This is a genomic window from Roseateles sp. P5_E11, from assembly GCF_054049355.1.
The window spans coordinates 1-14,328 of record NZ_JBFUMO010000002.1 but is presented as its reverse complement, the minus strand read 5'-3'; the positions used below and the strand labels follow the sequence as shown (position 1 = coordinate 14,328).

Sequence of the window (14,328 nt, the reverse complement as noted above, 5' to 3'; positions counted from 1 at the left end):
TTAGGCCGACACCGCATCCACCACCACCCGCCCATCCAGCAGCCGCAGCGTGCGCGACGCCTGCGCCGCGTGCTCCAGCGAGTGGGTCACCATGACCAGCGTCGTGCCCTCGGCGTTGAGTTCGCGCAGCAGCCGCATGACCTCCGCGCCATGGGCGCTGTCGAGGTTGCCGGTGGGCTCGTCCGCCAGCAGCAACGCGGGCCTGGCGGCAATGGCACGGGCGATCGCCACACGCTGCTGCTGGCCGCCGCTCAATTGGCTGGGCCGGTGGCCGGCGCGATGGGCGATACCCAGGCGCTCCATAACCTCTGCGATGCGCTCGCGACGAGCGCGCGCGGGCAGTTCGCCGTATTCCAGCGCCAACGCGATGTTCTCGGCCACGCTCAGGTCGTCGATCAGGTTGAAGCTCTGGAACACGAAGCCGATGCGGCCGCGGCGCAGCGTGTTGAGCTGCTTCTCGGTCCAGCCGGCGACGTTCTGGCCGTCGAACCAGTATTCGCCGCCGCTCGGCGCGTCCAGCAGGCCGAGGATGCCCAGCAGCGTGGACTTGCCGCAGCCCGAAGGGCCGGTGATGGCGAGGTATTCACCGGCCTCGATGTCGAGGTCGATGCGGTCCAACGCGGTGGTCTCGATGTCGCCGGTGTGGAAGGTCTTGGTAAGGTGCTTGAGCTTGAACATGGTCAGTGGATGTCGAGAGCGGAAGCGCCCGCCAGGGCGCGGTAGGGGGAGACGATGACCTGCTCGCCGGCTTGCAGGCCGCCCAGCACTTCGATGACGCCATCGGCGCGCCGGCCCAGTTGCAGCGGGCGGCGCTGGGCGTGGCGGCCGTCCGCGTCGAGCACAAAGGCCCAGGCGCCGCCGGTGTCGGCATAGAAGCCGCCGTCGGGCAGCAGCAGCGCGTCCTGCGCCTGGCCCAGCGTCAGGCGCACGTCCAGACCCTGGCCGACCTGCAGCGCGGGCGGCTCGGCGTCGAAGGCCAGCTCGACGGTGAAGCGTCCATCCTTGACCTGCGGGTCGATGCGCGCGACGTGCAGCGCATGGCTGCGGCCTTCGTGCACCAGCGTGCCGGCCAGGCCTTCGCGCACGCGACCGAGGTGGAACTCATCCAGCCGCAGGTCGAGCTTGAAACGGCCCAGGCTGTCCAGGCGCGCGATGCGGGTGCCGGCGCGCACGCTCTCGCCGACCTGCAGCGTCAGGCCCGTCACGCGGCCGGCGACCGGCGCGCGCATGGCCAGGCCCTCGCTGGCGGCGCGCATGGCGGTGAGGCGCTGGTCCAGGTCGGTGACGGCGCGCTGCATGGCCTGCACCGACTGCTCGCGGGTGCGCAGCTCCTCGCGGCCGTCGGCCTGCAGTTGCGTGAGCAGGCGCTGGGCCATGGCCAGTTTGTCGGCCGAGTCCTCGAGCGCCGACGGCGACAGGAAGCCCTGCGCGGCCAGGCCGACGTTGCGCTGGTGCAGGCGGCGCACGCGCTCCAGCTCGAACTCGCCTTGCGTCAGCTCGCGGCGCTGCGCGGCTTTCGCCTGGGCCAGCCCGGCGCGGAAGGTGGCGAGGTTGGCCAGCTGCTGCGCCGCCTCGCTGGAGCGCGCCATCAACTCCTGGGCGCGCTGGGTACTGCTCAGCACAACGAGCAGCTGGCCGGCCGCGACGCTGGCGCCATCCTTCACCAGCACCTGCTCGACGCGACCGTCCTCGGTGGCGTCCAGCAGCACCGACTGCAGCGGCTGCACGACGGCGCGGCCGACGACGAGGTCGCGAAAGGGGCCGGTTTTCACGGCGRCAATTTCCACGTCGGCGCGCGCCACCGCCACACCGCGCGGCCAGTAGCGCACCAGCAGCAAGGCCGCGGCAAGCGCAGCCAGGACCGCCAGCACGATCAGGCCGTAGCGCCTGGGCACCGCGACGCGGCGGTCCATGGCGGCGCCGGAGAGCGCGGCATTCATTGGCGCGTCAGCCACGCAGCGCCTGGAGTGGCCGCAGCGCCAGCGCCGCATGCAGGTGCCGCGCCACGGCCAGCGTCGTCACCACGGTCAGCAGCGCGACGGCGGCCAGCAGCGCCCACAGCGAGAACGGTCCCACCGGCGCGCGCTCGACGAAGCCGCTCAGGTAGAGCTGCGACAGCCAGGCCGCCAGCGGCAGCGCCACGGCGCAGGCGGCGGCCAGCACGCCGACGAACTCGGCGGCCAGCAATCCCGCTACTGCACCGGGGCCGGCACCGTGCAGCTTGCGCAGCACGATCTCGCGCTCGCGGCGGCGCAGCGTGTAGGCGGCCAGGGCGTAGATGCCCACGGCGGCCAGCGCCAGGGCCAGCAAACCCGCGAAGCCGATGAGCCGGCCCAGGCGGGTGTCCTCTGCGACCTTCTGCAGCAGCATGTCGCGCATTGGCAGGGCCTCGATGAACGAGTCGGGAAAGCGTTCGTTGAGCAGTGCCGTGAGCTTGCGGCGCGTGGCCTGCGGGTCACGGCTGTGCACGCCGATGGCGCCCGCGCCGCGCGTCACCACGGGCGAGATGGCATGCGGCTGCGGCGGGCTGCGCGGGCCTTCCAGGCGGATGTCGTCGATGACGGCGACGACGGTGGCGGGCTTGCCATCGTGGAAGTTGGGGGACACCCCCAGCGTCTGGCCAACCGCCGCCTCGGGGCTGGCAAAGCCGAGCGCGCGCACGGCGCTGCGGTCCAGCACGAGGCCGTTCTGCGCCACCTCCGCGACATGGTCGGCCGACAGCCGGCCGGCGATGACCCGCATGCCATAGACCTGCAGATAGCCAGGGGTGAAGCCGACGCCGGTGCGCAGGTTCATGGGCGGGGCGCCTGGGCGGTTGAACTCGGAGAACCAGCTCGAAAAATCCCGCCCCGGCACGTCGTCGGCGGCGGCCACGGTGACGACCTCGGGCCAGCGGCGGACTTCCTCGAGCACCGCCATCGTCTGCGCCGGCTGCGCTTCCCAGGGCAGGTCGACGGCGACGCGGTCCTGCAGCTCGAAACCACGCGGCATGCCGCCGGCATGCTCGGCCTGCCACAGCACGGTGAGCGCCAGCGACGCGAACAGCGCGGCGGCGCCGAACTGCAGCGCCGTCATGAGCCGGCGCAGCCAGCGGCTGGCCGCGCCCTCGCTGTGGCTGCGGCCGGCCAGCGACTCCGCCGGCCGCACCCGCAGCGCGATCGCCGCCAGGGGCAGCGAGCTCAGCCCCGCGATGCCCAAGCACAGCAGGCCCGTCAGCGCCACCATGACGGGCGATAGCACCGGCGCGTCAAACGGATGCTGCAGCAGCACCGACGCCGTGGGCGCGGCCCACCAGGCCAGCAGCAGCCCGAGCCCGCCAGCCAACCCGGCAACCACGGCCGCCTCGGCGAAGAACTGCGCGGCCAGCTGGCCGGCGCCCGCGCCCAGGGACTTGCGCAGGCCGATCTCGCGCTGGCGCCTGAGCGTGCGCACGCTCCACAGGTTGACGAAGTTGATGACGGCCAGGCCCAGCACGCCGGCCGATGCAGCGGCCAGGCCGGCCAGCTGCTGACGCCGCTGCGGGCTGCCGGCGCCGTGCAGGCCGATGTCGGCCACGGGCAGGGCGCGCAGATAGGCCGCCTTGCCGCCCCCCTTGAGGAAGTCCATCGGGAAGCCCGGCGGCAGGGGTTGCCGGTCGACCAGGCGCTGCGCCAGGCCGGTGAGCTGCTCGGCCGTGGCGCCAGGTTGCAGGCGGGCGAACAGCCGGCCGGAGTTCTGGTACCAGTTGTCCGAGCGCGCCAGGTAGGCCTTGGCGGCCGGTGCCTGGAAGCCGGCGATGGCGTCGTAGATCAGCGGGCCGTTCATGTTGTGCGTGGGCAGCACCGCCTTGACGGTCAGCGCGAACTGCATGGCCGGCGTGTGCCCCTCGGGGTCGGGCGGCAAGGACAGGGTGAAGGTGCGGCCGAGGACCTGCGCGGTGCCGAAGAGCCGCTCCGCGGCGACTTCCGTCAGCGCAATGCCTTCGGGCGACGACATCGCGGCCTTCAGGTCGCCGGCGACCGGCTGCAAGCCCAGCAGCGTCTGCAGGTCGGGATCGGCCATGGCGATGACCAGCCGCACGCCACGGGGCTGGCCCTGCGCCTCGCTGGCGCGCGCGTGCAAAAAGGTGTAGAGCACGCGGCTCATCGGCCCCACCGGCGCGCCGGTGTCGCGCAAGGCGGCGTTCAGCGGCACGGCCGGCACGTCGCCGAACCAGTCGGTCGTGATGCCGCCGGGCCCGCGCACCCGCCACTCGAAGGTGATGAGCCGGTCGGGCTCGGGCACGCGGGCATCGGGCCACAGCGTGTCCTGCAGGAAGCTGGCGGTCAGCAGCGTCAGCGCCAGGCCCAGCGCGAGGCCGGCGATGACGAGGGCGGCCGGGCCGGGTTCGGCACGCAGTTGCCGCCAGGCGCCGCGCCAGGCGGTGGAGGTGGGGAGCTGGGTCATGGCCCGGTTTTGCAAGAGGCGGGCCAGGAGCGTTCTCCCAGGCCAACGCGGCCTGAAGGCATGGCGACCGTCCGCAAGCGGACAGCTCGACTGTCCGCTTCCGAACACCACCTTCCCCGCAGCCCCGGCCCCGCTTAGAGTCGCGCCCTCTCATGCCCGGCATCCTCATCCTCGACGACGACCCCGACGTGGCCCTGGCCGCGCGGCTTGCGCTGCGCAGGCTGAGCGCAGTGGCCGTGCGCAACGACCCGCGCGAGCTGGCCGCCGCACTGGACGAGATGGCGCCCGACGTGCTGCTGCTGGACATGAACTTCACACCCGGCGCCAGCGATGGCGTGGCCGGCCTGGCGCTGCTGCGTGAGGTGGTGGCGCGCCGCAACGCGCCGGCGGTGGTCGTCATGACCGCCTATGCCGAGGTGGAACTGGCCGTGCAGGCGCTCAAGAGCGGCGCGGTGGACTTCATCACCAAGCCCTGGGCGAACGACAGGCTGGTGGCCTGCGTGCAGGCGGCGCTGGCCCGACGTGCTCCCGCGCCTGCCGCGGGCGAGCTGCTGGGTGAGTCGACGGCGATGCAATCCCTGCGCTCGCAGATCGCGCAAGTCGGCGCCAGCGAAGCCAGCGTGCTCATCCTGGGCGAGAACGGCGTCGGCAAGGAGCTGGTGGCGCGCGCACTGCATAGCGCCTCGCCGCGTGCGGCCGGGCCGCTACTGGCCGTGGACATGGGCTCGCTGCCCGAGGCACTGGTGGAGAGTGAACTCTTCGGCCACCGCCGCGGCAGCTTCACGGACGCCCGCGAGTCACGGCCCGGGCGCTTCGTCGCAGCGGCCGGTGGCACGTTGTTTCTCGACGAGATCGGCAACCTGCCACTGGCCCAACAGGCCAAGCTGCTGGCCGCGCTGGAGCGCCGCGAGGTGACGCCACTGGGCAGCGACAAGCCGGTGCCGGTCGATGTGCGTGTGCTGGCCGCCACCAATGTGGCCGAGGCCGAGCTGTTCGACGCGCGGCGCTTCCGGCCCGACCTGCTGTACCGCCTCAACACCGTGGTGCTGCGCGTGCCGCCGCTGCGCGAGCGCGGTGCCGGCGACATCGCGCTGCTGCTGCGCCACTACCTCGCGCAGTTCGCCAAGCGCACGGTCGAGTTGACGCCCGACGCACTCGCCAGGCTGTGCGCCTACCGCTGGCCCGGCAATGTGCGCGAGCTGCGCCAGGCCTGCGAGCGCGCCGCGCTGCTGGCGCGCGGACCGGTGTTCACCTTCGACGACTTCGGCCTCCCCGACGCGGCCAAGCCGGCGCCGGTCGAGCATGGGCTGGACCTCGCCCAGCGCGAACGCGAGGCCGTACAGGCGGCGCTGGCACAGGCCGACGGCAATATCAGCCAGGCGGCCAAGCTGTTGGGCGTCAGCCGCGCGGCCTTGTATCGACGGCTTGAGAAGCATGGGCTTTGAACGAACGCGTGTCGTGGTGGCTGCGATGGGGCTGGCAGCAAGCGCGGCGGGCGCCGCCGCTTCACTGGACGCCCCGCGCCTGCTCGTCGCCTGCGCGCTGACCGGCTGCCTCGCCGCTGCCATTGGGTGGACTGCACTGAGTCGCCTTGCCCACCGGCCGACGCCGCTCCCACCCGACCCACCGCCCGCACCGCGCCCGGACCTGGATGCCGCACTCGAACACGCCCCGCTCGCGCTGTGGCGCCTCATGGCCGGGACACCGCCTCTCGCGCTGAACGCCGCCGCGCGCCGGCTCATCGCCCCGGGCCGCGCCGTCGAGCCTGCGGCGCTGCTTGCTCTGCTGGACACCGGCCCCGGCCGGCGCGTCGTCACCCTGCCCACCGAGCATGGCCAGGAGCGCGCCGTGCTGGCCGTGTCGGCGCTGACCGTGCAAGGCCAGGCCTGGCGGCTGGCGGCACTGGCACCCATCGAGTCCGAGCTGGAGACCGAGACGCTGGCCGCCTGGCGCCAGCTGGTGCAGGTGCTGACCCACGAGATCATGAATTCGCTGACGCCGATCGCGTCGCTCGCCACCAGCGCGCCGGCCCTGCTGGACGCCGGCGAGCACGACGAGCTGCAGGCGGCGCTGGCGACGCTGGCGCGGCGGGCGGCGCATCTGCAGGCCTTTGTCGAGCGCTACCGCAGCGTCAGCCAGCCGCCCGCGCCAACGCTGGCCGACACGCCGCTGCTGCCCTTGCTGCAGGCGGTGCAGCGGCTGCTGGCGCCGGCCTGGGAAGTGGCCGGCGGCGCGGTCAGGCTCGCGGTCGAACCCGAAAGCCTGGCCCTGCGCACGGACGCGGCGCAGCTGGAACAGGTGCTGATCAACCTGGCGCAGAACGCGCTGCAGGCTTGCGCCGGCTATTCCAAGCCCGAGCTGCTGATCGAAGCCCGCCTGAGCCGCGGCGCGCGGCTGCGGCTGACGGTGGCCGACAACGGTCCGGGCGTGGCGCCGGGGCTGGAGAGCCGCATCTTCACGCCCTTCTTCACGACGCGCGAGGGCGGCAGCGGCGTGGGCCTGGCAGTCGTGCGCCAGCTGGTGCATGGCCTCGGCGGCTCGGTGCGCCACGCCAAACGGCCGGGTGGCGGCGCCTGCTTCGTCTTGACGTTTTGATGCAGTTGCAGCGGAGCTAGGGGGTTCCAGGTTCACGGCCTCGTCACCGCCGCCGCCTACCCTGCGGCGCTCGGTCACCCAGGAGCCATCCGATGTTCAAACCCCTTCGCTGGGCCGGCCTGTGCCTGCTCACCCTCGCCTCGCTGAGTTCGTCACTCAGCGCTACCGCCCATGACCGCGGCCGCGCCGAGAACGCGCCGCTGGTCATCGGCCACCGCGGCGGCGCCACCGGCTATCTGCCCGACCACACGCTGGAGAACTACGCCCTGGGCATCGCCATGGGTGCCGACTATGTCGAGCCTGATCTTGTCGCGACCAAGGACGGCCATTTGATCGTCCGCCACGAGCCCAACCTGATCGCGACCACCAACGTCGCCTCGCTGCCGCAGTTCGCCTCGCGCAAACGCACCGCCGTCATCGACGGCGCGACCGAGACGGGCTTCTTCGCCAGCGACTTCACGCTGGCCGAGATCAAGACGCTGCGCGCCATCCAGCCGCTGGCCGACCGCGACCCATCCTTCAATGGCCAATTCGAGATCCCGACGCTGGAGGAGGTCATCGCCTTCGTGAAGCGCAAGTCGGCCGAGGAAGGGCGGCGCATCGGCATCTACCCGGAAACCAAGCACCCGACCTATCACCAGAGCCTCGGCCTGGCCCTGGAAGACCGCCTGCTGCGCGTGCTGACCAAAGCTGGCTGGAACCATCGCAGCGCGCCGGTCATCGTGCAGTCCTTCGAGACGGCCAACCTGAAATACCTGCGCAGCAAGTCCAGCCTGCGCCTGGTGCAGCTGGTGGATGCCGACGACGTCAATGCCGACGGCAGCCTGGCCTTCAACAAGCCCTATGACAAGCCTTACGACTGGGTCGTGTCCGGCCGCGCCGGCCTGTTCAAGGACCTGCTGACGCCAGCCGGCCTGGCCGAGGTGAAGACCTATGCCGATGGCATCGGCCCGTGGAAGGTCTATCTGCTGTCCAGCGCCTGCAAGACGGTGGCCGCGGGCGGTGGCTGTGCCGACAGCAACGGCGACGGCCTGGTCGACGAGCGCGACCGCAAGCTGCTGCCCGCCAGCGACATCGTCGCCAACGCGCACAAGCTCGGCCTGGTGGTGCACCCCTACACCTTCCGCAGTGAGCAAAAGCGCCTGGCCAGCGACTACCAGGGCAGCCCGGTCAACGAATACCTGGCCTTCTACGAGCTGGGCGTGGACGGCGTGTTCGCCGACTTTGCCGACTCGGCCTTCGCGGCGCGGGCCATGTTCCTGCTGAAGAACGACGCCGGCTACGCCCGCTGCCTCGTGAACGGCCGGGGCTGCGTCTCCAGCCGGGATTGAGGTACGGAACGCGGACCGGCGCCGGGCCGCTCCCAAGCCGGCCCGCAGGCGATGTGCTTGCGGCTCAATGCCGCAAGCATCGCCGTCCCCTCGGGGGACCGACTGGGTTTGCCCGCGTTCAGCGCGCAAAACCGGGCGAGGGGTGCACTCTTACCGGCTTTCCTCGGTGGTGTGACCGTGTGGCGGGTGTTAGGCTGCCCGCTGTTACACCCCGGGGATGGAGTCGATGTTTCACGAGCTGCAGGAGTTGCTGGGCGCCTATCTGATGCCGGTATTGATCGCGATACCGCTGGCCATCATCGTGCTCATCGCCGCCTTCAAGCGTGACGACTACCGTCCGCCGCGCGAATACACGCCGCCGCCACGCCCGCCGCAAGGGGGCCAGCGCGCCAACGCGCCGGTGGTGTTGCCGCCGCTGCCTGGCTCAGCCACTGCTGGCCCGTCGATGGCCAGCGCCTTCGTCACGGCGCCTACGCCGATGCAGCCGCCGGCCGCCCCCGCGCCCGTGGTGCCGGAGGGGCCACCCACCGTGCTGATCGCTGATGACTCGGCCGTCGTGCGCACCAAGCTCAAGCGCCTGCTGGAAGGTGCGGGCTTCGTGGTCGTCCAGGTCAACGACGGCAACGAGGCCATGGCACAACTGGACGAGAAGCCCGAGATCGCCGTGCTGATCACCGACCTCGAGATGCCCAACAAGGACGGTTTCGAGCTGATCGCCGACGTGCATGGCAGCCTGATCACCGAAGACCTGCCCGTTATCGCCATCACTGGCCACGACGAGCTGCACGGCCGCGTCGGCCAGATCGAGGGCGTCTACGGCATCTTCAAGAAGCCCTGGAACGACCGCGAACTGCTCAAGCGCGTGGAGTCGCTGGTGCACCTGCGCAGCGCCGCCAGCAAGCGCGGCCGCCGCGTCAGCGACCTGCGCGCCCCGCCACCGCCGAGCACGTAACTTGCGGGCCGAGCGCCGGGCCGCTCCCTAGCCGGCCCGCGTTTGGCGATGTGCTCGCGGCTCGAAGCCGCGAGCATCGCCGTCCCCTCGGGGGACCGGCCGGTCAGGCCCACGTTCAGCGAGGCCTGACCGGACGAGGGGCGTCAGTCACGTCGGTCTGAAGCTCCACTTCATCTTGATCTCCGCCTGACCGGTGCCGGCCGGCAGGCGCGCCTGATCCTGGCCCCCTGAACTGAGCTGCACGAGGCGCTGCTGCAGCCAGGGCTGGGCCTCGCGCCATTGCAGGCCGATGCGGCCCTCGTGGCGCTGCTTGCGGCGATTGGCCTCCTCGCGGGTCTGCACGCCCTGCACATCCTGCGGCACCAGGCCCAGCGCCGTCCAGACCCGGCCGTTGCGGGTGTCCAGCACGGCCTGCAGCGTCGGGCAGGGCGCATCGTCACGGCGAGTCTCGCTGCCCTGGGCCGTCTCGGTGAAGGGGACAACGCCCTGCACATCGTTGAAGCGGCCCTGCACGCGCTCGTCCAGCTTGGCGCTCAACTGCAGGTTGCAGGCCATCGGTCCGGTGAACAGCAAGTAAGGCGTGGCCGGGCCGCTATCGTCGGGTGCATCGGCACCGCCACCGGCGGCGCGGCGTGCGTCGGCGCGGCAGGCCTCGCGGGCCTTGCCGGCGGGCTGGCGTTCGCAGGCGGCCGCCGCCTGGCCGTAGCCCTGCATCACGCCCTGGCTGCCGCGGTTGACGCCGGGCATCGCACCCGCGCTCAAGGCCGACGCCTCGCGCATCAGGCAGGCACTGTCCTGCCCGCAGCGTGCCTGCAGCGCCTGCGCCTTGGCCTGCATGGCGCGCCAGTCGGGTGTGGGGGCGGCGGACGCGGCCGTGACGGCGCGCTGGGCGGCTTCAAGCTGGCGGCGGTGATCGTCGGGGTCCAGCGGGTTGTAGGGGATGGGTGTGCCGTCGCTCTGCAGCAGGGCGCTGAACTGCCAGCGCTGGCTCAGCGTCTGCTCGCCGCGGTCCGCGCCGGCCTGCACGGGGCCCTGGCGCAGCAGTTCGACGTCGAGCACGAGGCGGCGCTGCTGAGCGGTTTGCGCTTGCGTGGTGTCGGCCAGCAGGCTGAAGGCGGCGAGGGCGAGCAGCAGCGTCGGGGCGGTGGGATGTGAAGGCATGGGGAAGAACTCCGGCAGGGATGTGATGGCCGGCATCGTCGGCCGCAGGCGCCAGCGGCGCATCACCCATGGGGAGCCATGCATTTATGACGGTGCCATGGCTCTCACGTGGCTCTTCGCGGGCGATGCGCCAGGAGGGCCTGAAAAACACACTTCGGACCGTCAACAACCCTGCCATCACCGCCATGAAACTGCTCTTGACCCCCCTCTTGCTGGCTTCGGCCGTGCTGACCGCGAATGCGGCGGCCGGTCAGCCTTTCGCCACTTCCGGTGTTCACGCCAGCGCGGGCGGCCAGACCGCCGGCGGTGCCGGCCAGTCGCACGTCAGCAACAGCTTTGCCAACGTGAACGTGCAGGCTTCCGCCGAGGCGTCGCTGAACACGGGCAGCCTGCATGCCCTGGCCTGGTCCAGCAACAACCCGACGCTGCCCAAGGGCTGCCGGCCCGACATGCTGTCGTGCAACTGGGGCACCAGCGCCGACGCCTGGTTCTACGACAAGGTCACGCTGCAGGCCGACGAGAGCCATGACCCGGGCGACCCGGTCAGCTGGAGCTGGTCGGTCGAGGGCGAGACCAAACGCGGCAAATGGTGGAGCGGCTCCTCGGCCACCAGTCGCTTCTATGTCGGGACCAATCCCGAGGGCTGGCGCAACGCCATCACGCTCGACGCCAAGAACAGTTCACGCGAGATCAGCAGCACCTTCCTGGTGCCGGCGCATGGCCAATCGCTGGTGGTCTACATCTATGGCTCGCTGTCCGTGTTCGCCGAAGGCGGCGCGGTGGCGGACTTCTCGCACACCGCCCGCTTCAACTGGGACCTGCCCACGGGCGTCACGGTCACGTCGGCCTCGGGCCATTTCATGACCGCGGCCGTGCCGGAGCCGTCCACCTACGGCCTGATGCTGGCCGGCCTGGCCGTGCTGCCTTGGGCCCGGCGGCGGCTGGCAAGGTGCGGCTGAAGGTCGCCGGTCTTCAGGGCAGCACCTTCACCTTGATATTTCTGAAGTGCACCGTGCTCTCGGGGTCGTGGCCCTGCAGCGCGAAGGTGCCGCTGGCGAGGTAGCGCTGCTCCAAGCCCTTCTTGCGCACGATGGGCGACTCTTCGGTGTAGTCGGCTGTCTTCTCGGCACCGACGAACGTGGTGACGTGCTTGCCCTCGACGCGGATGGTCAGCGTGAACCATTGGCCGTCGGGGGCGATGACCTTGGGGAAGTCCTGCACGCCCCACAGGCCGCCGGTTCGGCTGGGGTCGCTGTGGGAGTTGTTGACCTGCACCTCGTAGCCCAGGCTGGGCCAGCCGACGTCCTGCCACTTGGTGTGGAAATAGACGCCGGAGTTGGCCTTGGCAAAGGTCATCACGTCGGCCTTGAACTCGAAGTTCCTGAAGTCGTGCTGCTGCACGGGGCCGACGTAGAAGAGGTGGGAGCGCGGGCCCTGCACGATGAGGGCACCGTCCTTGACGCTGAAGCTCCCGGGCGCGTCGCTCGCACGCCAGTTCTCCAGCGTCTTGCCGTCGAACAGCAGCTTCCAGCCGGCGGCGGTTTCTTCGGCGCTCAGCGTGTTGATATTCATGTCGGCGGCGTGGGCAGCGGTGGCGACAGCGAGGCTGGCTGCGAGGAGGGTGGTCTTCATATCGGTGTCCTATGAATTGGTGTTCGGGCCGAGCGCTGGGCCGCTCCCGAGCCGGCCCGTTGGGCGATGTGCGGGCCGGTCGAACCGGCACGCATCGCCGTCCCCTCGGGGGCTGAGGCCGGACACATCCCGTCCAGTGGACGGAATGTGCCTGCCGAAGGGCTGCGGCACTGCCGCAGCGCGGTCTGCAAGACCGACTGGGCTTGCCGGCGTGCAGCGCGGCAAGACTGGGCGAGGGGCAGTTTCATCCCACTCCGACGATCTGAAGGACTTTGAGAGGGGGGCCGTCGAAGGTGACGGATGGGACATTGCCGACGAAGCCGAGGTCCTTCGAACCCTCGGGCGTCGTGTAGAAGCCCCCGGCCGTCAGGTCGCGGAAGCGCTTGAAGAAGCGTGCCGCGGCGGCGCGCTCAGGCTTGGCCTTCTGCACCCAGCAGATGTCGTCGGCGATCTGCGATTGCGCGGTGACATCGAGTTCGGCGAAGCGTTTGCCGAAGCGCAAGCGGCTCTCGGCGTCCAGCCAACCCAGGCCCGCGACGATGACGTCCTTGTCCTTGACCTGATCTGGGTAGGGCGCGCTGATCCACTCGTCGATGAAGAGGTGGACCTTGAGCTGCGCGGCGCTGGGTGAGTATTCGTCGGCCGGGATGATGAGGCCACACAGCGCCTGCGCGGCGCGCGCCTGATCAGCCGTGAAGGTCAGCGGCCACAGCTCGCCGCTGCGGTAGGTCCTGGTGAGTTGAGGATCCGTGCCATAGCCCTTGCCTTTGCGCGCAGCGGGCGTAGCGCCGGCCGACACCTCCACGCCCATGGCGGCGCTGGCGGCCAGCATCCATTGCAGGGTCTGTCTGCGGTCCATGCTCAGAGCTCCTTCTTGCGCATGCGCTCGACGATGTGGTCCGCCTGGCGCCAGGCCAGGGCCATGATGGTCAGCGTCGGGTTCTTGTCGGCGTTGGACGCGAAGGGCGCCCCGTCGGACAGAAAGAGGTTGGGCACGTCCCAGGTCTGACCCCAGCTATTCGTGACCGAGTTGCGCGCATCCGCGCCCATGATGGCGCCGCCGACCTCGTGGATGATGGAACCGCCCGGCGCGATGGCCTTGGCCCCGTCCAGTTCCGGCCCGCCGTCCTGCACGCGGCCGCCCATGGCGGTGATGATGTCGGCAAAGGTCCTTTGCATGTGCGCAGCCTGGCGGGTCTCGTGCTCGGCCCACTGCCAGTGAAAGCGCAGCACCGGGATGCCGAAACGGTCCTTCACCGTCGGGTCAATTTCGCACCAGGACTGCTCGTTGGGGATCATCTCCCCGCGGCCGGCGAAGTGGACGAAGGAGCCGTACAGCCGCCTCACGTCCTGCTTGAAGCGCGCGCCATAGCTGCCCTGGGTCAGCCACTCCAGGCCCGCGCCGGTGCCCGAGGTCGGCATGCGCCGGCCTGTGCTGATCTCGATGTGATAGCCGCGCGGAAAGCCCAGCTTCTTGTGCCAGTCGCGGCCCTGCTGCTGGTAAAGCCACCAGGGCGAATAGGCGTGGCCGCCGCCGGCGCCGTCCTCGTTGTGGGGCGGCAAGGCTTCCAGGCCTGGCACCTGGCCCGACAGGTCGCTGCCAACGGTATCCATGATGTAGCGGCCGAGCTTGCCGCTGGCGTTGGCGAGGCCCCCCGGCTTGCTGTTCAGCAGGATGCGCACCGATTCGCAGGCGCTGGCCGCCAGCACGACGGCGCGGGCCTTGGCCTTGATGTGCTTGCCGGTCTTGCGGTCGACAAAGCGCACGCCGCTGGCCTTGCCGCTGGCGGTCGTCACCTCGTAGACCATGGCGTCGCAGAGCACGTCCAGATTGCCGCTGGCCACCGCCGGCGGCAGGTGCACCGCCGGGCTCTGGTAGGTGGCGCCGATGCTGCAGCCGCGCCCGCAGGGCGTGGCCCAGAAGCAGGCGGCGCGGTCGCGCATGGCCTGGGCGACCAAACCTTGAGCGCGCGGGTTGCCGGGATGCAGCAGGGCGGGGATGCGGGCGTCGTCGAGCTTTTTCGTCAGCACCGCGCGGTGGATGGGCACGACGGGCACGCCCAGCGTCGCCGCATGCTTCTTGATGAGGCGCTCGCCCACGCGCATCGCCGGCGCGGGCAGCAGGCAGCCCTCGGGCGAGTCGGGTGTGTTCTCCAGGCCCTCGTTGCTGCCATAGATGCCGACCAGCATCTCGACCTTGTCGTAGTAGGGCGCCAGATCGTCGTATCCGAT

General features: G+C 70.8%; 12 protein-coding genes. 5 read left to right on the top strand and 7 right to left on the bottom strand.

Annotation, left to right across the window (positions count from 1 at the left end; all coding sequences use genetic code 11):
• The 3 genes from ACXJKR_RS00310 to ACXJKR_RS00300 are packed head-to-tail and all read right to left on the bottom strand — an operon-like array spanning position 1 to position 4,425.
• Entirely contained in the window at positions 1–678 is a 678-nt protein-coding gene (locus tag ACXJKR_RS00310) for an ABC transporter ATP-binding protein (RefSeq protein ID WP_457319776.1), read from the bottom strand.
• Between the two features lie 2 nt (positions 679–680).
• Complete coding sequence (locus tag ACXJKR_RS00305; protein ID WP_457319774.1) at positions 681–1,940, bottom strand: efflux RND transporter periplasmic adaptor subunit; 1,260 nt, start codon at positions 1,938–1,940, stop codon at positions 681–683.
• A 7-nt stretch (positions 1,941–1,947) separates the two neighbouring features.
• Positions 1,948–4,425, bottom strand: a complete 2,478-nt coding sequence (locus ACXJKR_RS00300; protein WP_457319772.1) for an FtsX-like permease family protein — start codon at positions 4,423–4,425, stop codon at positions 1,948–1,950.
• 152 nt (positions 4,426–4,577) lie between these two features.
• On the opposite strand from ACXJKR_RS00300, the gene ACXJKR_RS00295 reads away from it, so the two are divergent.
• The 4 genes from ACXJKR_RS00295 (at position 4,578) to ACXJKR_RS00280 (ending at position 9,303) form a co-directional block, all read left to right on the top strand.
• Positions 4,578–5,870: a sigma-54-dependent transcriptional regulator gene (locus tag ACXJKR_RS00295; protein WP_457319770.1), complete on the top strand. Its 1,293-nt coding sequence runs from the start codon at positions 4,578–4,580 to the stop codon at positions 5,868–5,870.
• Entirely contained in the window at positions 5,860–7,020 is a 1,161-nt protein-coding gene (locus tag ACXJKR_RS00290; protein ID WP_457319768.1) for a sensor histidine kinase, read from the top strand. The genes ACXJKR_RS00295 and ACXJKR_RS00290 overlap by 11 nt, the downstream gene beginning before the upstream one ends.
• Before the next feature lie 92 nt (positions 7,021–7,112).
• A complete protein-coding gene (locus ACXJKR_RS00285; protein WP_457319766.1) occupies positions 7,113–8,351 on the top strand; it encodes a glycerophosphodiester phosphodiesterase in 1,239 nt (412 codons plus the stop codon).
• Between the two features lie 226 nt (positions 8,352–8,577).
• Entirely contained in the window at positions 8,578–9,303 is a 726-nt protein-coding gene (locus ACXJKR_RS00280; protein ID WP_457319764.1) for a response regulator, read from the top strand.
• Positions 9,304–9,450: 147 nt separating this feature from the next.
• Here ACXJKR_RS00280 and ACXJKR_RS00275 read toward each other — a convergent pair whose 3' ends face one another.
• Positions 9,451–10,527, bottom strand: coding sequence for a hypothetical protein (locus ACXJKR_RS00275; RefSeq protein WP_457319762.1), 1,077 nt, complete (start codon positions 10,525–10,527; stop codon positions 9,451–9,453).
• A gap of 122 nt (positions 10,528–10,649) precedes the next feature.
• On the opposite strand from ACXJKR_RS00275, the gene ACXJKR_RS00270 reads away from it, so the two are divergent.
• The gene (locus tag ACXJKR_RS00270; RefSeq protein WP_457319760.1) at positions 10,650–11,423 is read left to right on the top strand and encodes a PEP-CTERM sorting domain-containing protein; all 774 of its coding nucleotides are present in this window, start codon (positions 10,650–10,652) and stop codon (positions 11,421–11,423) included.
• Between the two features lie 13 nt (positions 11,424–11,436).
• Here ACXJKR_RS00270 and ACXJKR_RS00265 read toward each other — a convergent pair whose 3' ends face one another.
• The 3 genes from ACXJKR_RS00265 to ACXJKR_RS00255 all read right to left on the bottom strand — a co-directional run.
• Positions 11,437–12,096 carry a 3-keto-disaccharide hydrolase gene (locus tag ACXJKR_RS00265; protein ID WP_457319758.1) on the bottom strand — a complete coding sequence of 220 codons (660 nt, stop codon included), beginning with the start codon at positions 12,094–12,096 and terminating at the stop codon, positions 11,437–11,439.
• Positions 12,097–12,340: 244 nt separating this feature from the next.
• Positions 12,341–12,955 (bottom strand): gluconate 2-dehydrogenase subunit 3 family protein, encoded by a 615-nt coding sequence (locus ACXJKR_RS00260; protein WP_457319756.1) that lies wholly within the window; start codon positions 12,953–12,955, stop codon positions 12,341–12,343.
• 2 nt (positions 12,956–12,957) lie between these two features.
• Positions 12,958–14,328: GMC oxidoreductase (locus ACXJKR_RS00255; RefSeq protein ID WP_457319754.1), on the bottom strand; the 1,371-nt coding region annotated here is incomplete at its 5' end.

What these genes read in the sequence shown, in the direction of transcription:
- ACXJKR_RS00260 (WP_457319756.1), bottom strand. Translation starts at nt 12,955, where the DNA reads ATGGACCGCAGACAGACCCTGCAATGGATGCTGGCCGCCAGCGCCGCC.
- ACXJKR_RS00270 (WP_457319760.1), top strand. Translation starts at nt 10,650, where the DNA reads ATGAAACTGCTCTTGACCCCCCTCTTGCTGGCTTCGGCCGTGCTGACC.
- ACXJKR_RS00275 (WP_457319762.1), bottom strand. Translation starts at nt 10,527, where the DNA reads ATGCGCCGCTGGCGCCTGCGGCCGACGATGCCGGCCATCACATCCCTG.
- ACXJKR_RS00265 (WP_457319758.1), bottom strand. Translation starts at nt 12,096, where the DNA reads ATGAAGACCACCCTCCTCGCAGCCAGCCTCGCTGTCGCCACCGCTGCC.
- ACXJKR_RS00280 (WP_457319764.1), top strand. Translation starts at nt 8,578, where the DNA reads ATGTTTCACGAGCTGCAGGAGTTGCTGGGCGCCTATCTGATGCCGGTA.
- ACXJKR_RS00295 (WP_457319770.1), top strand. Translation starts at nt 4,578, where the DNA reads ATGCCCGGCATCCTCATCCTCGACGACGACCCCGACGTGGCCCTGGCC.
- ACXJKR_RS00310 (WP_457319776.1), bottom strand. Translation starts at nt 678, where the DNA reads ATGTTCAAGCTCAAGCACCTTACCAAGACCTTCCACACCGGCGACATC.
- ACXJKR_RS00285 (WP_457319766.1), top strand. Translation starts at nt 7,113, where the DNA reads ATGTTCAAACCCCTTCGCTGGGCCGGCCTGTGCCTGCTCACCCTCGCC.
- ACXJKR_RS00300 (WP_457319772.1), bottom strand. Translation starts at nt 4,425, where the DNA reads ATGACCCAGCTCCCCACCTCCACCGCCTGGCGCGGCGCCTGGCGGCAA.
- ACXJKR_RS00290 (WP_457319768.1), top strand. Translation starts at nt 5,860, where the DNA reads ATGGGCTTTGAACGAACGCGTGTCGTGGTGGCTGCGATGGGGCTGGCA.